Below are 19,216 nucleotides of genomic sequence, written 5' to 3'. Positions count from 1 at the left end.
ATGCTAACGGTATGTCCGGGGTTCGATTCGTGTCAATCCCCAGTTCCATTCCCTGTGTTGGCCGCATGCGGAAGGAGGGTTTCACCCGCCTGTACCTGCGCTATTGTTGGGCAAACCTGCAACCGGAGCCTGGGCATTTGATCGAACTGCGCGACCTGCAACTGCTCAGCGCCCTGGCGCGGCACCGGCATTTTGCCAAGGCGGCCGAGGATTGCGGTATCTCGCAACCGGCCTTTTCCATGCGCATCCGCAACCTGGAGGAGCGGCTGGGCGTCACCATCGTGCGCCGGGCCAACCGGTTTCAGGGGCTGACCGAAGAGGGCGAGATGATCGTGCGCCGCGCCCGCCGCATCCTGGGGGATGCACGGGCGCTGGAACAGGAGGTGGCGGCGATCCGGGGCGAGATCTCGGGCGCGCTGGTGCTGGGGGTGATCCCGACCGCGCTGGCCTTTACCGGGCGGCTGGTGCGGCGTCTGCATCAGGCGCATCCGCGTATCGTGGCGCGGATCGATTCGATGTCCTCGACCGCGATCCAGCAGGGGCTGGATGACGGCACGATCGACGCGGGCATCACCTATGGCGACAGTATCGGCACGGATCTGCGGCATGTGCAGCCGTTGTATGAGGAAACCTATGTGCTGCTGGTGCCCGGGCACATGACCGATGCGACCGGGCCGATCCCCTGGGCGCGGGTGGCCGAGTTTCCGCTGTGCCTCTTGGAGCCGCAGATGCAGAACCGGCGTATCCTGGACCGGATCTTTGCCGAGCAGGGGCTGCATCCGCGCGTGGTGGCCGAGACCAGCGGCTTTACCGCCGCCATGGTGATGGCGCGCGAGGGGCTGGCGGCGGCGGTGGTGCCGCGTGTTCTGGTGCGGGCGCTGGGCGCGCTGGAGGGATGCCGGGTGCTGCCGCTGGTCGATCCGGTGGTGTCGAAACCGATCTGTATGGCGACCTTGCAGCGCGACCCGGAACTGCCGGTGTTGGCGGCGCTGAGGGACGTGGTGACCTCTTTGCGGTGATAAGGTGTCGTTATCGTGCGATTGATAATGACGATTTGACGATATGCATGGCTGATGAGACACGGGCTCTGAATCGGAGGGCATCATGGCACCATTGGACAGCAAGCCTGCGGGCGACGGGCAGGGCGTCTGGAAATCGGGCAAGGGCAAGGGGCGGCGCACGCCCAAGGGCCGCATCTATTCGGACGAGGCACTGGCCGAGGTGCAGCGCCTGCTGGGTGACCGCCCGCGCCGACGCGATTTGCTGATCGAGTTTCTGCACCTGATCCAGGATGCCCATGGCCACCTGTCCGCCGACCATCTGGCGGCGCTGGCCTATGAGATGAAGGTGGGGCAGGCCGAGGTCTATGAGACCGCGACATTCTACGCGCATTTCGACGTGGTCAAGGAAGACGAGGCGCCGCCGCCCGCGCTGACCATCCGGGTTTGCGATTCGCTGAGCTGCGAGATGGCGGGTGCGCAGCAGTTGCAAAAGGCGCTGGAGGATGGGCTGGACCCGACCCAGGTGCGGGTGCTGCGGGCACCCTGCATGGGTCGCTGCGACACCGCGCCAGTGCTGGAGATCGGCCATAACCATATCGACCACGCGACGCCGGAGAAGGTGATGGCGGCGATTGCGGCGGGGCATACCCACGCGCATCTGCCCGACTATCAGGCGTTCGACGCCTATGTGGCCGAGGGCGGGTACGAGAGCCTGAAGGCGCTGCGCGCAAACGGCGACTGGCAGGCGGTGCAGGAAAACGTGCTGTCCGCCGGGCTGCGCGGCCTGGGCGGCGCGGGCTTCCCCTCTGGCCGCAAATGGGGCTTTGTGCGGGCCAATGCAGGGCCGCGCTATCTGGCGGTGAACGGCGACGAGGGTGAGCCGGGCACGTTCAAGGACCGCTTCTATCTGGAGCGCACGCCGCATCTCTTCCTCGAAGGCATGCTGATCGCCGCCTGGGCGGTCGAGGCCGAGACCTGTTTCATCTACATGCGCGACGAGTATCCGGCGGTGCTGGAGATCCTGCGGCGCGAGATCGCGGCGCTGGAGGGCGCGGGGCTGGTGGCGCCGGGCTATATCGACCTGCGCCGGGGCGCGGGCGCCTATATCTGCGGCGAAGAAAGCGCGATGATCGAGTCGATCGAGGGCAAGCGCGGCCTGCCGCGCCACCGGCCGCCATTTGTGGCGCAGGTGGGGATCTTTGATCGGCCGACGCTGGTCCACAATGTCGAGACCCTATACTGGGTCGCGCGGATCTGCCGCGAGGGGCCGCAGATCCTGAATTCGGTTGAAAAGAACGGTCGCAAGGGGCTGCGCAGCTATTCGGTGTCGGGCCGCGTGGCGAAACCCGGCGTCTACCTGCTGCCGGCGGGATCGACCATTCTGGACGTGATTGATGCGGCGGGAGGCATGGCTGCGGGCCACAGCTTCAAGGCGTATCAGCCGGGCGGGCCGTCGTCGGGCCTCCTCCCCTCTCGCATCGACGACGTCCCGCTCGATTTTGACACCTTGCAGCCCTTGGGCAGCTTTATCGGCTCGGCGGCGGTGGTGGTCCTGTCGGATCAGGACACCGCGCGCGACGCGGCGCTGAACATGCTGCGGTTCTTCGAGGATGAAAGCTGTGGCCAGTGCACGCCCTGCCGGGCGGGCTGTGAAAAGGCGGTGCAGCTGATGCAGGCCGAGCGCTGGGATACCGAGCTGCTGGAGGATCTGTGCCAGGTGATGGCCGATGCCAGCATCTGCGGGCTGGGGCAGGCGGCGCCGAACCCGATCCGTCTGGTGATGAAGCATTTCGCGGACGAGATCTGATGCGCGGCGGTGTTCTCCTGTCGCTGGTTCTGGCCGCCGGCCCGGCGCTGGCGCAGACCGCGCCTTATACCGGTCAGCAGGAGCGGGAGGTGACCTCCTTTTCCGCCGAGGACCTGGAGCAGCTGCGCGCGGGCGCGGGCTGGGGCCTGGCCAAACCTGCCGAGCTGAACGGCTGGCCGGGGCCGCGCCATGTGCTGGATCTGGCCGACGAGCTGGGCCTGAGCGAGGCGCAGCAGGACGAGGTGCAGGCGGTCTATGACGCCATGCGTGCGCAGGCGGTCGAACAGGGGCAGGCGCTGATTGCCGCCGAGGCGGCGCTGGACGCGGCCTTTGCCAGTGGCGAGATCGACGAGGACAGTCTTGTCGAGCTGCTGGGCGCGGCCGAACGGGCGCGGGCCGAGCTGCGCCAGACCCATCTGTCCGCCCATCTCGCGCTGGGGCCGGTTCTGACCCGGCACCAGAAAATGACATATAACAGCCTGCGCGGCTATGGCGACAGCCATGGTCATGCAGGTCATACCGGCCATTGACAGGAGTTCACCCATGCCAGACGGCAACGCAATCCAGCAGGTGACATTCAATCTGAACGGCAAGGACGTGACGGTCCCCGAGGGTCTGACCATCTGGGAGGCCGCGCATGGCCGGGGGCTGGTCATTCCGCATCTGTGCCACAAGCCCAGTCCCGGCTATCGCCCGGACGGCAACTGCCGCGCCTGCATGGTCGAGGTCGAGGGCGAGCGGACGCTCGTCGCGTCCTGCATCCGACCGGTGGCCGAGGGCATGGTGGTGAAGACCGACAGCGCCCGCGCCGAGAAGGCGCGCAAGATGGTGGTCGAGCTGCTGGTCGCCGACCAGCCGGAGGTGGCGCATGACGTCTCCAGCCATTTCTGGGACATGGCGGCGGCCAATGGCGTCAGCGACAGTCGGTTCCCGGCCCGCGACGCGGCGCATGTGCCTCTTCTGGATGACAGCCATGTGGCGATGCGCGTCAATCTCGATGCCTGCATCAACTGCAATCTCTGCGTGCGCGCCTGCCGCGAGGTACAGGTCAACGACGTGATCGGCATGGCCGGGCGCGGGCATACGGCGCAGGTGGTGTTCGACCAGAATGACCCGATGGGCGCCTCGACCTGCGTGGCCTGCGGCGAATGCGTGCAGGCCTGCCCCACCGGCGCGCTGATGCCCGCCACGGTGCTGGACAGCTATCAGCATGGCGACAGCAAGGATTACGACCGCGAGGTCACCTCCGTCTGCCCGTTCTGCGGTGTAGGTTGCCAGCTGAGTTTCAAGATCAAGGACGACAAGATCAAATACGTGACCGGCGTCGATGGCCCGGCCAACGAGAACAGGCTGTGCGTCAAGGGGCGGTTCGGGTTCGACTATATCGACCACCCGCACCGGCTGACCAAGCCGCTGATCCGGCGAGAAGGCGCGCCCAAGGGGCTGAACGTCGATCCGGCCAACCCGCTGAGCCATTTCCGCGAAGCGAGCTGGGACGAGGCGCTGGATTTCGCTGCCAAGGGCCTGGCCGATCTGCGCGCCGAGAAGGGCAGCTATGTCGCCGGTTTCGGCAGCGCCAAATGTTCGAACGAAGAGGCCTATCTGTTCCAGAAGCTGATCCGCCAGGGCTTTGGCCATAACAATGTCGACCATTGCACCCGGCTGTGCCATGCCTCCTCGGTCTCGGCGCTGCTGGAGAATGTGGGCTCGGGCGCGGTGACCGCGACCTTCAACGAGATCGAGAATGCGGATGTGGCCATCGTGATCGGCTGCAACCCGATCGAGAACCACCCGGTTGCGGCCACCTATTTCAAGCAGTTCACCAAGCGCGGCGGCAAGCTGATCGTCTGCGACCCGCGCGGCGTGGGCATGGGCAAGTTCGCCACCCACCGGTTGCAGTTCAAGCCCGGCGCGGACGTGTCGATGCTGAACGCGATGATGAGCGTGATCGTCGAAGAGGGCCTGTATGACCAGGCCTATATCGACCAGTTCACCGAGAACTGGGAAGAGATGAAAGCGCATTTGGCCGATTATAGCCCGGAGAAGATGGAAGCCATCTGCGGCATCCCGGCCGGGGAGTTGCGTGAAGCGGCGCGCACATTCGCCGCGGGCAAGGCGGGCATGATCTTCTGGGGTATGGGCGTCAGCCAGCATATCCATGGCACCGACAACTCGCGCTGCCTGATCAGTCTCGCGCTGATGACCGGCAATGTGGGCAAGCCCGGCGCGGGCCTGCACCCGCTGCGCGGCCAGAACAACGTGCAGGGCGCCTCGGATGCGGGACTGATCCCGATGTTCCTGCCCGATTACCAGTCGGTCACCGATGACGGTGTGCGCTCGGCCTTTACCTCTGTCTGGAACTCGGGCGACTTCTCGAACCAGAAGGGGCTGACCGTGGTCGAGATCATGCATGCGATCCATCATGGCGACATCAGGGGCATGTATATCCTGGGCGAGAACCCGGCGATGTCGGACCCCGATGTGGATCACGCCCGCGCCGCGCTGGCGATGCTCGAGCATCTGGTGGTGCAGGATATCTTCCTGACGGAAACGGCGAACTATGCCGACGTGATCCTGCCTGCCAGCGCCTGGGCGGAAAAGACCGGCACCGTGACCAATACCAACCGCCAGGTGCAGATGGGCCGCCCCGCCGTGACGCCCCCCGGCGAGGCGCGCGAGGACTGGTGGATCGAGGTGGAGCTGGCGAAACGTCTTGGGCTTGACTGGAGCTATAGCCATCCCAGCGAAGTTTTTGCCGAGATGAAGCGCAACATGAAATCGCTGGACAATATCACCTGGGCGCGGCTCGAGGGCGAGGCGGTGACCTATCCCTCGCTCAGCCCTGAGGATCCGGGTCAGGCCATCGTCTTTGGCGACGGCTTCCCGCGTGCGAACAAGCGGGCGCGGTTCACTCCGGCCAAGATCGTCGAGCCCGACGAGCGGCCCGATGCGGACTATCCCTTTGTGCTGATCACGGGGCGGCAGCTGGAACACTGGCATACCGGCTCGATGACCCGGCGCGCCACGGTGCTCGACGCGGTCGAGCCCGAGGCCAACTGCTCGATGCACCCGCGCACGCTGCGCGCCATGGGGGTCGAGCCGGGCGATATGATCCGGCTGACCACACGGCGCGGCTCGGTGCAGGTGATGGTGCGCGCTGACCGGGCGGTGGCCGAGGACAACGTCTTCTTGCCTTTCGCCTATGTCGAGGCGGCGGCCAACATCCTGACCAATGCGGCGCTCGACCCGTTTGGCAAGATTCCCGAGTTCAAGTACTCGGCCGTGCGCGTCGAGAAGGCCGAAGCGCTGGCGGCGGAGTAGGTTTTTTGCGAGGCTCTGCCTCGCGCTCCGGAGTATTTTGAACCAGAAAGAAGCAGCACCGCGCATATGCTTCTTTCTGGTCAAAAATACCTCCGGGGGTGAGGCCCGCAGGGCCGAGGGGGCAGCGCCCCCTTTGCGTCTTGCCGGGCCGAGCGGGCGCTTTTAACCTCTGCGCAAGTTGCGCAAAGGAATGTCCATGGCCCGTCGTTTTGTCGATCTGTCCGTCCCGCTGGAAACAGGTATCGTTTCCGACCCGCCGATCATGCTGCCCGAGATCGAGTATCTGACGCATGACCAGACCGCCGAACAGGTGATGTCCTTTTTCCCCGGGCTGAAGCGCGAGGATCTGCCGGGTGGCGAGGGCTGGGCGGTGGAGCGGCTGAGCGTGGCGACCCATAACGGCACCCATCTGGACGCGCCCTATCATCACCACTCGACGATGAACAACGGTGAACGGGCGATCACCATCGACGAAGTGCCGCTGGAGTGGTGCTTCAACTCCGGGGTCAAGCTGGATTTCCGTCACTTCCAGGATGGTTACGTCGTCAGCGCCGAAGATGTCGAGGCCGAGCTGGAACGCATCGGGCATGTGCTTCAACCGCTCGATATCGTGGTGGTCAATACCTCGGCGGGCGTGCGCTATGGTCAGCCGGATTACCTGATCAAGGGCTGTGGCATGGGGCGCGCGGCGACGCTCTATCTGACCGAACGGGGCGTGCGGGTGACCGGCACCGATGCCTGGTCCTGGGACGCGCCCTTTCCCCTGACCGCGCGGACCTATGCCGAAAGCGGCGATGCCTCGATCATCTGGGAGGGGCACCGCGCCTCGATGGAGATCGGGTATTGCCACATGGAGAAGCTGGCGAACCTGGACCAATTGCCGCCCACAGGCTTCACCATTTCCTGTTTTCCGTTCAAGATCAAAGGTGCAAGCGCGGGGTTCACCCGCGCGGTGGCGATTTTCGAGGATTGAGCGCGATGGTGGCAGAGACCCCACAAAGCGGCCATGACGGCCCCTATCCCGCGCCGGTCGATGTGCGCGGTTTCACCGTCAGACCAGACTGGATCGACTATAACGGTCACATGAATGTGGGCTATTACGGCGTCGCCTTCGATCAGGCGCTGGACGTGATGCTGGAGGAGCATCTGGGCACCGGCAAGACCTATGCCGAGACCGCGGGGGCCGGGCCTTACATCCTGCAATCGCATGTCCAGTTCCGGCGCGAGCTTTTGGAGGGCGAGGGGTTCCGGGTGGAGTTCCGGCTGCTCGATCACGATGCCAAGCGGATGATCTATTTCGCCCGGATGTTCTCGGAGCGGGACGATGCCCTGTGCGCCACGCAGGAGGCGCTGTTGATGAATGTCAGCCAGCAGACCGGGCGCGGCGCGCCGTTTCCGGACTGGGCCCAGGCGCGGATTGCGCGGATGGCGGCGGCGCATGGGGCGTTGCCGCCCGATCCGGCGGTTGGGGCGCGGCTGGCCATTCGGCGCGACTGAGCGGAAACGAAAAGGACCGGCGCGGGGCCGGTCCTTTCTGTTTGCGTGGTTGGGTCAGACCGCTTCGAAATCCATTTCCGGATCTTCCAGCAGGTCTTCGGGTGGCATCTCGTCATCCTCCATCGGCTGGGTCATCAGCCCGAAGATGTCGTTCAGCGTCGGGTGCTGCCCCGAGGTGCCGCCACTGGCATAGACCACCGTTTCGCCCTCTCCGTTACAATCGGACGGTTCACCGGTAAAGGCGGGCAGGGCGTTCGAGGGCGCGTCCCAGCCGATCTCGGAGCCCTTGGTTCCACCGGAGCCTTTGGTGCCGCCGGATCCCTTGGTGCCGCCGGAGCCTTTGGTGCCGCCGGAGCCCTTGGTGCCGCCGGAGCCCTTGGTCCCACCGGAGCCTTTGGTGCCGCCGGAGCCCTTGGTACCGCCGGAGCCCTTGGTGCCGCCGGAGCCCTTGGTCCCACCGGAGCCCTTGGTGCCGCCAGAGCCTTTGGTGCCGCCGGATCCCTTGGTGCCGCCGGAGCCCTTGGTTCCACCGGAACCTTTGGTTCCGCCGGACCCCTTGGTGCCGCCGGATCCCTTGGTTCCACCGGAGCCCTTGGTACCGCCGGATCCCTTGGTGCCACCGGAGCCCTTGGTTCCACCAGATCCCTTGGTTCCACCGGAACCTTTGGTTCCGCCGGACCCCTTGGTCCCGCCAGAGCCTTTGGTGCCACCGGAGCCGTTCGGGTCGGTTTGGGTTCCCGCCAGGGTGTGCTGATACCAGTCGTCGAAGCAGCCTCCCTCGACCCCGCCGTTGTGATAGGAGTCGGTGCCGCTGGCGGCCGCGTTCAGCGCGTCGGCGCGGGTCAGCAGCTCGGGGTTGGCCCCGTCGGTGTTGACCGCGACCGAAATGCTGCTCAGGTCGATGTCCTGCAAGGTGAGCGGGCCGTTGTTCGACCACAGGGTGAAGTTCACGTCGTGTACCGCGCCGCCGGTGCTGGAATCCGCGCCGGTTCCGAACTGGAACGCGCCATCGAAATTGGCGCCGGTATTGAACCCGTTGGCCAGGCCGTTGACCCCGTTGGCCAGGCCCTGATGACCGGTCACCTGGCCCTGGTTGTCGGAGGGGTGGAAGTTGAGGCCGGAAACCGCGGCATCGTCGGCCATATTGAAGAAGAAGCCGTCGAGATCGGGTTCGGTGCCGTCAAAGGTCGTGGGTGAGAGGCGGAAGAACAGCTCTCCGCTGGCCAGTTGCGAGACCTCGACCGTGACCTGACCGTCTTCGCCAACCTGGAAGGATGTGGAGATCTTGCCATCGGTCGGCGTACCGCCGTCACCGGAACCCTTTGTGCCGCCGCATCCCTTGGTACCGCCAGATCCCTTGGTGCCACCGGAGCCCTTGGTGCCGCCAGAGCCCTTGGTGCCACCGGAGCCCTTGGTGCCACCGGAGCCCTTGGTGCCGCCGGAGCCCTTGGTGCCACCGGAGCCCTTGGTGCCACCGGAGCCCTTGGTGCCACCGGAGCCCTTGGTGCCACCGGAGCCCTTGGTGCCACCGGAGCCCTTGGTGCCACCGGAACCCTTGGTGCCGCCGGAGCCCTTGGTGCCGCCGGAACCCTTGGTGCCGCCGGAGCCCTTGGTGCCGCCAGAGCCGTCGTGCTCTTCGTCATCCTTGCTCTGCCAGCGTGAAAACGAATAGCGGCCACCCATATGCGAGTCGTACCAGGACGAGAATCCCTGCCCCTCGATCCCGCCGTTATAATAGCTGTTGGTGCCCCAGCCGCTCTGGCCACCGTGCCAGTTCCATCTTCCGTAACCCATAACAAAAATCCCCAAATGGTTCCGGCATTCGACACTCACGAATGCCCTGCGGTTGAGCCGGTCAGGTGGCCGACCCGTTTTGCGTGACGAGCAGATTAGGGAAATGTGGCGAGCTCGGGCAAATTTGTGTCAAAATTGTGGCTCAAGGAGTGACGGAGCGGGTGCGACCGGAAACAATCTTTGGAACCGCCGGGAATTGGCCGGGCAGAGGCCGCCAATACGGCCGGGAATCGCGCTTGTTCTGCGGGCGAATCGGCAATCGTGCTATCGCCGATGTCCACGGGTCGCGCCCTCGGACCGAGGCCGCCCGGCAGAGTGGATGACTGGTATTGGTGACGCAGTGAGGCAACAGATGGCGGATGGCAGAAAGAGCAACAGGCTGACCCGGATCGTGGAGACGGCAGAGGCCCATTTCGGGCGGCCGGTGCAGAAAGTGACCGCACCGGGCGGCGAGGGACGGTCGAGTTTCCGGTTGCATTTCAATGATATGGATGTGATCGCCACGTTGCGCCCGAACTTTCGCCGGACCCATCTGGAAGCCTTTGTGCTGGAACAGTTGCGCGCCCATACCGACGACCTGCCCGAGTGTCTGGGCGTGGTCGGCGAGGTCATGTTCCAGTCCGATGTCGGCCGCAGGCGCTTGAACCAGGAGATCGTGCGGCACAAGGAAAAGGGCCGTCTGGACCTGGCGGCCGAGGCGGTCGCGGCGATCTTTCGCATCCAGAGCGCGGCCCGACGCACCGACCTGGGCCGGATGCTGCCGCATCTGGGCGCCAATGACGGCTGGGTGACCAATCTGGTCGATGCGGTTGACACATTGCAGCCATATTCGATGGGAATCTCGCCGCAATTCGACCGCACGGCGGCGGCGGAACGGCTGGCCTATCCGGGGCGGCAGTTCGTGAAATGGGATTGCCGGTCGGGCAATGCCGCGCTGGACCGGACGGGCAAGCTGCGCTGGTTCGATTTCGAGTATTCGGGCCTGCGCCACGGGGCCGAGGATTTTGCCTGGCTGATCGGCGACGAGGCCTGGCCGGTCCGACCCGACCAGATGGCCGACGTGATGATCGACGCCTTCGATCCCGGCTGTGGCCACGAGATTGGCGATTATCTGGATTACCTGTCGGTCTATCTGACATTCCACGCGATCCAGCGGCTGAAGCTGATCACGAAAGAGGCGAAAAAGCGCGGCTGGCTGTCCAAGGAGCGGGTGCGCAAATATGACGACGCCGGGGTGCATCCCGAGTTCGCCATGCAGATCTGCGGTGTCGGCGCCTATTACGCGGCGCAGTCGCCGGTGACCGAGGTGCTGGCACGCAATTTCGAGGCGGCGCAAGACTATTTCCGGGCGATCCTGAAGGATGGGCGCTCGCTGAAAAGCGCCTGACCATGGATGGCGCCACCGATATCCTGAGCCTTGCCATAGAGGCGCGCGGGCTGCGGGTGGCCGCGATCGAGCGGATGGAGGATTTCACCGCGCTGCGCGACCGGTGGCGGGCGCTGGAGGGGCGCGACCCCGAGGGCACGGTCTATCTGTCCTGGGACTGGCTGGCGCAGGCGTTTTCCGCCAACCCGGGCCGCTGGCGGGTGCTAGCGGTGTTTCACGGGCCGCGCCTGGTCTGCGTGTTTCCGTTGAAATACCGGGTGCACTGGAGCGCCTCGCGGCAGGAGTTCCAGTCCGAGATCGAGGCGGGCGGGCGGCTCTTGTGGAGCGAGTATACCGGGTTCCTGTGCGAACCGGCCTACGAGGACAAGGCGCTTGCCGCCCTGGCCGAGACGCTGCGGCAGAGCCCCTGGGTCCGGCTGTCGATCCGGTACGAGGGGTCGCGGGCACGGGCGGCCAAGTTCATGGCCGCCTTTCCCGCAGAGGCGTTTTCGGCGCGGCACCGGGACTATTTCATCAACAAGGGCGAGACCGACAACCTGATCTGCCCGCGGGTTTGGTTGCCCGCGGATTACGAGGACTGGTTGTCCACCGGTCCCAGCAAGAACGCGCGCCAGAAGATCCGCCGTTTTACCCGCAGGTATCTGGACAGCGGCGAATGCACGCTGACCCATGCCTCGGGGCCCGAGCTGAAATCCGACATCGCGGCGCTGCTCAGGCTGTGGATGCGGAAATGGGCGCCGGTCAAGGGATCGGAGGTCGCGCGGCAGGTGGCGGCGAATTACCTGCGGATCCTGACGGCGGCGAGCCAGCTGGGGCTGCTGTACCTGCCTGTTCTGAAACGCGACGGGAAGGTTCTGGGCGCGCTGGGCCACGTTGTCGATCCACGCATGCGGCGGGTGCATTTCATCGTGGCCGGGCGGGACGAAAGCGCCGAGGGGCATTTCATCGGCTTGCTGCTGCATGCAAAGGCGATCGAATGGTCCATCGGGCAGGGGCATGACATCTACGATTTCTGCCATGGCAACGAGCCCTACAAGTACAGTTTCGGCTCCGAGGAAACCAGGCTTGCCTATTTCACCGTGCGGCGCCGGGACCCGTCGGGGCCCGGCGGGCCGCTGGACCCGATGTCGCGCAAAGATGCGCTGGCCCGGGTGCTGTCCTTTGTCGAGGCGGGCAAGACCCCCGAGGCGGCGGCGGGCTGCCGCCAGTTGCTGGATCTGATCTAGCCTGCATCCTTGTCGGCGCACGGGCCGATCAGGTGCAGTCCGGGGAGAGTTCGGCGGCCAGGAAGTCGATGAAAACACGGACCTTTGGCTGAATATAGCGCCCCGCAGGGTAGAGCGCGAACATCTCTTGCGTCTGGTCGGGCAGATCGGGCAACACACGTTCGATCCGCTGTTCGGCCAGCGCCGCCGCGCAGAGGAAATCGGGCAGCAGCGCCACCCCCATGCCATTGATCGCCGCCAACAGCAGCGCGGGGCTGTCGTTGACCGCCACGTCGCCCTGCACGGGCACCTGCCGCTGGGTGCCATCGCTGTCGAGCAGCCGCCAGGTATTCTGACCGGCACGCTGGGACATGCCGAGAAGCCGGTGGTGGACCAGATCGGCCGGTGTCTGCGGTCGCCCGGCCCGGTCCAGATAGTTGCGGCTGGCAACCAGCAGCAGGCGGTAGGTACACAGCTTGCGTGCCCGCAGGGTCGAGTTGCTGAGCGGGCCGCGACGGATGGCCATGTCGAACCCGTCGCCGATCATCTCGGACTGGGCATCGCCCAGATCCAGGTTCACGCGGATGTCGGGATATTGCGCCAGAAACGCGCCCAGCATCGGCGACAGGACATGCGCCCCGAAATCGCGGTCGCAATTTACCTGAAGCAGCCCCGAGGGCGACCCGTGCAATTGCGCGACAAGCGCGTCGGCGGCGCCGGCATCGTTGAGGATGCGGCTGGCGCGGTCATAATAGGCCAACCCGATCTCGGTCGGGTTCACGCGGCGCGTGGTGCGGTTGAGCAGGCGGGTGCCGAGACGCGATTCCAGCGCCGAGATATGCTTGGACACCGCGGATTTCGACACGCCCATCTTGCGGGCGGCATCGGTAAAGCCGCCTTCTTCCACCACCGTGGCGAAGGCTTCCATTTCGGTCAGCCGTGACATTCGGATCCTCCTGATCCCGTAATTCAAGGGTGCCCAGCCCGCGGCGGCGGCATGGCTGGAACAAGGCTCTGGCAAGCGTCAGACACTGCCGTGCCGCTTGCCCCGCAGCCTGGAAATGGGGATGGAAAAACACTGTTTACCGAGAATTCGCGCCAAGTTCTTTGGAAAACCCGCCATTTCTTGCGTCGGGGCGGTGGCTGGGGGCATAGTCCGGTAAGTTTGGGGAATGGCGAAAGGCGGCCAGACGGCAAGAAGGAAAGCGAAGTTTTGAAACGGTCAAGACCCATGCATGGCGCGGTCTATGTGAAGACCCTGGCCGCAGAGCTGCTGAAACAGGGATATCCCGCCCGCAAGGTGTTTGCGGGCACCGGGTTCGGCCCGGACCTGCTGGAGCAGGCAAAGCCGGTTGCCGCGTTTGAAGAGATCGCCGGGTTTTTCGAACACGCAGCCGCCCTGACCGGTGACGATGCGCTTGGGTTCCGCATGGGCACAGTCAGCGAGATGCGCCGCATGGGCCTGATCCGGTATGTCGGAATGTCCTCGCCCACCGTGCGCACGGCGCTGGTGAACATTGCCCGTTATCGCAGGGTGTTCTCTGACGCGGTTGAAATCGACGTGCAGCGGCTGGACAGAGAGGGCCTGCTGCGATGGCATTACGCGGTTCCGTCGAATGTGCGGCGGCGGCAATTCGTCGAGTTTGGCGCATCGGGGCTGATACATGACCTGCGACAGGCCAGCAATCGCCGCTTTTCGATGGTCTCGGTAGATTTTGCGCATCCGCGCAAGACCAACCTGACGGAGTTCGACCGGTTCTTTGGCTGCGCGGTCCGGTTCGGTCAGCCGGGGAACAAGGTGGTCTTTAGCCAGGAGGTGCTGGATACGCCGCTGGTGACCGCCGATGACGAGCTGTATTCGGTTCTGCTCGACCATTGCGAGCTGGTCCTGACCAGCAAGTCGCGGAATATGCCCGCCATCATCGTGGATGTGGAACGGGCGATTGCCGACCGGCTGGCCTCGGGCACGGCGGCTCAGGAGGAGATCGCGCGCGATCTTGGCATGAGCGCGCGCACCCTGTCGCGCCGTCTGGCCGAGGAGAAGACCACCTTTCAGAAGATCGTGGAACAGCTGCGGGCATCGCTGGCGTCCAGCTATCTCAGGGACAGCGACCTGTCGCTTGCCGAGATCGCCTTTTTGCTGGGCTATTCGGGGCTGAGCAGTTTCAGCGAGGCGTTCAAGCGCTGGACCGGCCAGTCGCCGGGGCAGTACCGCACCGGCTGAAAATTGCCCATGGGCAGGTTTTTGTCACAATTGTGGCGCGAGTTGCTATTGGCGGCCTTAGAAAGCGGATACAATGATTCCCCGTATTGATTGATCATGAAATCAAGACAATGGCAGGCGTTGCGCGTGATTGGTTCATGCGAAATTTGGAAGACTCCAGTATTTTAGGCGGTTAGAAATGGAAACAATCTGTTTACGTGGATTTCCTTAAAATTTTTCACTGAGCCGAGGTAGTTTGATCGTGGCGGAAATGTGGCCGAACTTGGTCACGATCCTGACGGATTTGGGCGCGTAGGGCGCAAACGTATCCGGAAGGGAAGCCGCTGAAAAATCCGGGCGAGCTGCCTAGGCCCGGACGAATGTAAAGAGTGTTTCGGCTTTGCCGTTCCGCAGATTGAGTTGCGGTATGCGGCGGCCCTGATCCCTGTTGAAAAGGGGGGGAAATGAAGGACTACATCCAAGACGCATCGCTTGCGGTTTCAGTGCACGGCACCTCGGGGCCGGCCATGATCCAGGTCTATGCGGGCACGACGGGCCGGGGGGCCGTAGCGCCGAGGACGTCGCGGGAAAACCTGGGGGGGCAGGTTGTCCGCCAGCCTGGCTGGTACGCGTTCTTTGGCAAGCGCGTTCTGGATGTGGCCTTCGTTTTCCTGTCGTTGCCGGTATCCGCGATGATCGTGACATTCTGCGCGCTGGCGCTGTGGCTGGAGGGCGGTAACCCGTTCTACTGGCAGGCACGACTGGGCCGGAACGGCAAGCAGTACAAGATCGTCAAGCTGCGCACGATGGTAATGGACGCAGACGCGCGGCTGGCCCGGCTGCTCAAGGAAAACCCGGATATGCGGGCGGAATGGGACGCGACCCAGAAGCTGAAGCAGGATCCGCGGATCACCCGGGTGGGCGGGTTTTTGCGCCGGACCTCGCTGGATGAACTGCCGCAGCTGTGGAACGTGCTGAAAGGCGAGATGAGCCTTGTCGGTCCGCGCCCGATGATGCCCGAGCAATTGCCGCTGTATGGCTGCGCCAAGGCGTATTTTTCGGTGCGCCCGGGCATTACCGGCGTGTGGCAGGTATCGGACCGGAACAACTCGCGGTTTGACTATCGCTGCAAGCTGGATGCGGACTATGCCCGCGATCTCAGCTTTGGCTACGATCTGGCGCTGCTGCTGCGGACAACATCGGTGGTGGTGCGGCGCACCGGTTATTGAACGGTTAGGGTGAATTGGTAATCATCGGTCAGGAGCTGGCAAATGGCGTATCATGACAAGAAACTGGCTCCGGAGTGGAACGAGGCTGCGGATATGCGCGATCAGGACGACGGCATGGACGACGACCGGACGGAAAACCGCCCGTTCCGGCGCAAGGCCGCGCTGATCGCCGAGGCCCGGCGTCCGGCCATGGTCGAGCCCGAGGCGGTCGCGACACCGGCCAAGGCCGAACCGGCGCCGGAACCGGCAAAGCGGCAGACGCTGCCGATGGCCCTGCCGGAACCCTGGTTGCGGTTGCGGCAGACCTCGCTGGGATTGCGCCTGCCGCAAAAGGGCCGGATGCCGCTGGTCAACCTGTTCCGCGCCGATCCCGCTGCCAAGGCCTTTGACGTGATGCGCACGCGGTTGCTTCAGACGCTGAAGGCAAAGGGCTGGACCCGGATCGCGATCTCGGCGCCGACCGAGGGCTGCGGCGCGACCTTTACGGCGGTGAATCTGGCGCTGAGCATGGCGCGGGTTCCAGGCAGCCGCACGGTGCTGCTGGACATGAACATGCGCGACCCCGGCATTGCCGCTGCACTGGACATGCCGGCAAAGGATGACATGCGCGGCCTCCTGCGCCGCGAGACCTCGTATCTGGATCATCTGTTCCGCTGCGGCGACACGCTGGCCCTGGGCCTGGGGGCCGGGCCGGTGCGCGATGCCTCGGAGCTCTTGCATTCGCAGGTGGCCGGAGAGGTGCTGGACGAGATACAAGAGGAACTGAAGCCGGACGTGATCCTGTGCGACATGCCGGCGGTGCTGGCGCATGACGATCTGGCGGCCTTTGTCGGCAGTGTCGATGGCGTCCTGCTGGTGGCTGACGGCACCATGACGACATCCGAACATGTGCGCCGGTGCGAGCAGGTGCTGGGCGTGGATGTCCCGCTGGTGGGTGTCGTTCTGAACCGGGGGCGCGAGGCCGGTCAGGAAAACTACGTGGTTTGACCTTCGTTTTTGCAACCGGTTGCCATATTTTAGTCGGTATGCCGTGGTCTGGTTCGTGGACCAGAGCAGGCATTTGGAACGAGTGAGATAGCAGGTATGGGGCCGATCTATTCGATCAGCGATGCGATCGACATGCTGCGCCGCAGGGCGCGGCTGATCCTTGGTGTGATCCTGCTGGGCTCGGTGCTGTCGCTGATCATGGCCATGCGCCATCAGCACGAATACGAATCCTACGAAGTCATCCAGATCGCCCGCCCGGTGGTGTCGGATGAACTGGCGCGCAGCACGGTCGAGGGGTCCTCGGCGCGGCGGTTGCAGTTGATCCAGCAGATCCTGACCACCCGTGGCACGATGCTGGAGATCATCGAGAAATACGGGCTTTATGACGATCTGCCGGGGCTCAAGCCGCAGGCCAAGGTGAACATGCTGCGCTCGGCGGTGCGGATCGAGGGGATCGCGGCAGCGCGCGAGGGCTATTCCGACGATGGTGCGATTTCGGTTCTCAGCATAACCGCCCGGATGCCGACGCCCGAGCTGGCGCAGCAGGTGGCGCATGAGTTCGGGCATCGCACGGTGGAGCTGAGCAAGCAGACCCGGATCGAGAACGCGCGGGCGACGCTGAATTTCTTTGATGCGCAGAAGGCGGCGCTGGAGCAGGACATCGAAGCGCTCGACGCCGAGATCGAAGCCTATCGCGCCACCCATCAGCTGAGCCTGCCGGGCGCGGTAGAGGCGCGGCGCGACGAGATCAGCACGATCAACGACGGGCTGCTCGACATCGCGCGCGAGCGTATCCAGATCGAACGGTCGATGGAACTGGCGGCGCAGAGCGAGCGGCCCGCCACGGCAGAGCGTCTGCGCAAGGATCTGAGTGAGCAACTGGCGACCCTGGACGCGCAGCGCGACCTGCTGGAGGGGCGCAAGAACGCCCTGGAACGCCTGATCGAGAGCAGCCCCGAGGTGGAACGCGCGCTGGGCGCCTATGACCGCAGTCTCGACCAGTTGCGGGATCAGCTGGCGCAGGTGGTGAGCCGTCGTAACGAGGCCGAGATGGGGTTCCTGATCGAGGCCGAGCGTCAGGCCGAGCGCCTGACGGTGATCGAGGAGGCCTCGTTGCCCGATTACCCGGTGACCGAAAGCCGCAAGAAGATCGCGCTTCTGGGTCTGGCCGGCAGCATCGGCGTGGCCCTGGGCCTGGCCTATGTGCTGGAGTGGCGCAATCCGGTGATCCGCAGCGCCGACCAGATGGAGCGTGAACTGGGCTTCCGCCCGGTGGTAGTGGTGCCCTATCTCGATGCCAGCGCGCCGCGCCGGTCGCTGTGGCAGCGCCTGACCCGCCGGTTCCGTGGGCCCCGCGCGCCGGCGGAATAGCGACGCCGACCGAAAACCTCAGTACCCCGACAGCAGGGCGATATCGGCCCAGTGCATCCACAGGATCAGGGCTGTGGCCAATACCCCGGCCAGCACCGCCACGATATCGTGGCGTGCATCCCATGCCCCGTATTTGAACGCCAGCCAGACCACCGCCGGATAGCTGGCTATGGTGGCCAGCGCCATCGACACGATGCCGCCGACCAGTCCGAAATACGCAAGCCCCACCAGGATGCACAGGATCTGGAACACCGCCCGCACCATCATCACGATGAAATACGACCGGCTGTCGCCCATGGCGAGCGCCACATTGTCATAGGTCAGGATGACCAGCCGGGGATAGAAGGCCAGCGAGATCAGCGTCACCATCGGCCCGGCCAGCTGGTAGCGGTCGTCATAAAGCAGCCCGACCAGCTGCGGCCCGATTGCGGCCATCAAGAGCAGCGCCAGCCCGATCGACAGGCTCATCCCGGCGCGCAGCCGGTTCAGATGCCGGCGGTTTGTCGCGTTTTCGGCGGGCGGCTTGTCGCGGTAGACCGGGATCATGATGCGGCCGATCATCGACAGCCCCGCCATCATCGGGAAACTGCCCAGGAAATAGCCGATATTGTAGATCCCCAGCATGTCGATGCTGAGATAGCGGCCCAGAATGGCGCGGTCGCCCTGGCTGATGACAAAGGTCAGCGCGGTGGACAGGAAGATCCACTTGCCGAAATGGATCAGGTCGTCGGCGGCGGCGCGCTCCCAGCGGAACCGGTTCACCGGGCCGGGCAGAAGGAAATGGGTCAGGATCAGCTTGGCCACGGCCGAGACCACGCCCCCCAGCGCCAGCGCCATCACCGATTGGGTGAGTTCCGCATAGATCACCATGAAGCCGATGCCGATAGCCTGGCTTGCCAGGTCCAGCACGGTCAGGCGCCCGACCAACAGGTGGCGGTGGGCGGTTTCGATCCGGGTTGGGAAAAAGCCCGAAACCAGCAGCGCCAGCGCGCCCACCGGCAGGTATTTGACCAGGTCCGGCTCGTGATAGAACCGGGCGACCGGGATCGTCAGCAGGCAGGCCACCGCAAACAGCATGCAACCCCGGAACACCTGTATCGTCCAGGCGGTGTTGAGGAAGTCGGGGTCGTCGCCACGCGGGTTCTGCGCGATTGCGGGGCCGACGCCGATATCGGAAAACAGGCTGAGGCCCACGATGACCACGGTGACCAGGGTCATGATGCCAAAGGCCTCGGGGAAGAGCAGCCGCGTCATGATCAGGTTCGCCGCCAGCCGCAGGGCCTGGCTGCCGCCATATCCCACCATCAGCCACGAGGCGCTGCGCAGGACGCGGGCCATCAGGCCGGAACCGCTGAAGGCGGAGAAAAGACGCGACATATGGGATCCCTGCTGGTGGCCTTTGGCCCTTGTGGCG

General features: G+C 64.8%; 15 protein-coding genes. 12 read left to right on the top strand and 3 right to left on the bottom strand.

Annotated elements, in window-relative coordinates; translation table 11 throughout:
* The first annotated feature begins 137 nt into the window (after positions 1 to 137).
* From G0P99_RS08655 to G0P99_RS08630, 6 genes are all read left to right on the top strand, one after another.
* Positions 138 to 1,019, top strand: coding sequence for a LysR family transcriptional regulator (locus G0P99_RS08655; RefSeq protein WP_164128976.1), 882 nt, complete (start codon positions 138 to 140; stop codon positions 1,017 to 1,019).
* Between the two features lie 85 nt (positions 1,020 to 1,104).
* A complete protein-coding gene (locus G0P99_RS08650) occupies positions 1,105 to 2,808 on the top strand; it encodes an NAD(P)H-dependent oxidoreductase subunit E (protein WP_164128975.1) in 1,704 nt (567 codons plus the stop codon).
* Positions 2,808 to 3,338, top strand: coding sequence for a periplasmic heavy metal sensor (locus tag G0P99_RS08645; protein ID WP_164128974.1), 531 nt, complete (start codon positions 2,808 to 2,810; stop codon positions 3,336 to 3,338). Before G0P99_RS08650 ends, G0P99_RS08645 begins: the two co-directional genes overlap by 1 nt.
* 13 nt (positions 3,339 to 3,351) lie before the next feature.
* Positions 3,352 to 6,129 carry a formate dehydrogenase subunit alpha gene (gene fdhF / locus G0P99_RS08640; protein ID WP_164128973.1) on the top strand — a complete coding sequence of 926 codons (2,778 nt, stop codon included), beginning with the start codon at positions 3,352 to 3,354 and terminating at the stop codon, positions 6,127 to 6,129.
* Between the two features lie 196 nt (positions 6,130 to 6,325).
* Positions 6,326 to 7,102 (top strand): cyclase family protein, encoded by a 777-nt coding sequence (locus G0P99_RS08635; protein WP_164128972.1) that lies wholly within the window; start codon positions 6,326 to 6,328, stop codon positions 7,100 to 7,102.
* A 5-nt stretch (positions 7,103 to 7,107) separates the two neighbouring features.
* Positions 7,108 to 7,626, top strand: coding sequence for a thioesterase family protein (locus tag G0P99_RS08630; RefSeq protein ID WP_164128971.1), 519 nt, complete (start codon positions 7,108 to 7,110; stop codon positions 7,624 to 7,626).
* A 54-nt stretch (positions 7,627 to 7,680) separates the two neighbouring features.
* Here G0P99_RS08630 and G0P99_RS24725 read toward each other — a convergent pair whose 3' ends face one another.
* Positions 7,681 to 9,420, bottom strand: coding sequence for a hypothetical protein (locus G0P99_RS24725; RefSeq protein WP_239059731.1), 1,740 nt, complete (start codon positions 9,418 to 9,420; stop codon positions 7,681 to 7,683).
* A 352-nt stretch (positions 9,421 to 9,772) separates the two neighbouring features.
* Between G0P99_RS24725 and G0P99_RS08615 the strand changes: the two genes are divergently transcribed.
* Both G0P99_RS08615 and G0P99_RS08610 read left to right on the top strand, forming a co-directional pair.
* Positions 9,773 to 10,807: a hypothetical protein gene (locus G0P99_RS08615; protein ID WP_164128968.1), complete on the top strand. Its 1,035-nt coding sequence runs from the start codon at positions 9,773 to 9,775 to the stop codon at positions 10,805 to 10,807.
* A 2-nt stretch (positions 10,808 to 10,809) separates the two neighbouring features.
* Positions 10,810 to 12,033: a GNAT family N-acetyltransferase gene (locus G0P99_RS08610; protein ID WP_164128967.1), complete on the top strand. Its 1,224-nt coding sequence runs from the start codon at positions 10,810 to 10,812 to the stop codon at positions 12,031 to 12,033.
* A 28-nt stretch (positions 12,034 to 12,061) separates the two neighbouring features.
* On the opposite strand, the gene G0P99_RS08605 is transcribed toward G0P99_RS08610, so the two are convergent.
* Positions 12,062 to 12,958 (bottom strand): LysR family transcriptional regulator, encoded by an 897-nt coding sequence (locus G0P99_RS08605; RefSeq protein ID WP_164128966.1) that lies wholly within the window; start codon positions 12,956 to 12,958, stop codon positions 12,062 to 12,064.
* A gap of 267 nt (positions 12,959 to 13,225) precedes the next feature.
* Between G0P99_RS08605 and G0P99_RS08600 the strand changes: the two genes are divergently transcribed.
* The 4 genes from G0P99_RS08600 (at position 13,226) to G0P99_RS08585 (ending at position 17,802) form a co-directional block, all read left to right on the top strand.
* Entirely contained in the window at positions 13,226 to 14,236 is a 1,011-nt protein-coding gene (locus G0P99_RS08600; protein WP_164128965.1) for an AraC family transcriptional regulator, read from the top strand.
* A 443-nt stretch (positions 14,237 to 14,679) separates the two neighbouring features.
* Complete coding sequence (locus tag G0P99_RS08595) at positions 14,680 to 15,444, top strand: sugar transferase (RefSeq protein WP_164128964.1); 765 nt, start codon at positions 14,680 to 14,682, stop codon at positions 15,442 to 15,444.
* Between the two features lie 42 nt (positions 15,445 to 15,486).
* Positions 15,487 to 16,431, top strand: coding sequence for a CpsD/CapB family tyrosine-protein kinase (locus tag G0P99_RS08590; RefSeq protein WP_164128963.1), 945 nt, complete (start codon positions 15,487 to 15,489; stop codon positions 16,429 to 16,431).
* Between the two features lie 96 nt (positions 16,432 to 16,527).
* Positions 16,528 to 17,802, top strand: a complete 1,275-nt coding sequence (locus tag G0P99_RS08585) for a DUF874 domain-containing protein (RefSeq protein ID WP_164128962.1) — start codon at positions 16,528 to 16,530, stop codon at positions 17,800 to 17,802.
* 18 nt (positions 17,803 to 17,820) lie between these two features.
* On the opposite strand, the gene G0P99_RS08580 is transcribed toward G0P99_RS08585, so the two are convergent.
* Positions 17,821 to 19,179, bottom strand: coding sequence for an oligosaccharide flippase family protein (locus G0P99_RS08580; protein ID WP_164128961.1), 1,359 nt, complete (start codon positions 19,177 to 19,179; stop codon positions 17,821 to 17,823).
* Between the last annotated feature and the right edge of the window lie 37 nt (positions 19,180 to 19,216).

It is taken from the genome of Ruegeria sp. PrR005 (genome assembly GCF_010500245.1).
GTDB lineage: Bacteria > Pseudomonadota > Alphaproteobacteria > Rhodobacterales > Rhodobacteraceae > Ruegeria_B > Ruegeria_B marisflavi.
The sequence above is the reverse complement of the archived record's forward strand: the minus strand, read 5'-3'. Positions and strand labels throughout refer to the sequence as shown.

Coding starts and splice junctions, on each gene's coding strand:
- G0P99_RS08650 (WP_164128975.1), top strand. CDS start 1,105: ATGGCACCATTGGACAGCAAGCCTGCGGGCGACGGGCAGGGCGTCTGG.
- G0P99_RS08615 (WP_164128968.1), top strand. CDS start 9,773: ATGGCGGATGGCAGAAAGAGCAACAGGCTGACCCGGATCGTGGAGACG.
- G0P99_RS08605 (WP_164128966.1), bottom strand. CDS start 12,958: ATGTCACGGCTGACCGAAATGGAAGCCTTCGCCACGGTGGTGGAAGAA.
- G0P99_RS08630 (WP_164128971.1), top strand. CDS start 7,108: ATGGTGGCAGAGACCCCACAAAGCGGCCATGACGGCCCCTATCCCGCG.
- G0P99_RS08635 (WP_164128972.1), top strand. CDS start 6,326: ATGGCCCGTCGTTTTGTCGATCTGTCCGTCCCGCTGGAAACAGGTATC.
- G0P99_RS08585 (WP_164128962.1), top strand. CDS start 16,528: ATGGGGCCGATCTATTCGATCAGCGATGCGATCGACATGCTGCGCCGC.
- G0P99_RS24725 (WP_239059731.1), bottom strand. CDS start 9,420: ATGGGTTACGGAAGATGGAACTGGCACGGTGGCCAGAGCGGCTGGGGC.
- fdhF (WP_164128973.1), top strand. CDS start 3,352: ATGCCAGACGGCAACGCAATCCAGCAGGTGACATTCAATCTGAACGGC.
- G0P99_RS08590 (WP_164128963.1), top strand. CDS start 15,487: ATGGCGTATCATGACAAGAAACTGGCTCCGGAGTGGAACGAGGCTGCG.
- G0P99_RS08610 (WP_164128967.1), top strand. CDS start 10,810: ATGGATGGCGCCACCGATATCCTGAGCCTTGCCATAGAGGCGCGCGGG.
- G0P99_RS08645 (WP_164128974.1), top strand. CDS start 2,808: ATGCGCGGCGGTGTTCTCCTGTCGCTGGTTCTGGCCGCCGGCCCGGCG.
- G0P99_RS08580 (WP_164128961.1), bottom strand. CDS start 19,179: ATGTCGCGTCTTTTCTCCGCCTTCAGCGGTTCCGGCCTGATGGCCCGC.
- G0P99_RS08595 (WP_164128964.1), top strand. CDS start 14,680: ATGAAGGACTACATCCAAGACGCATCGCTTGCGGTTTCAGTGCACGGC.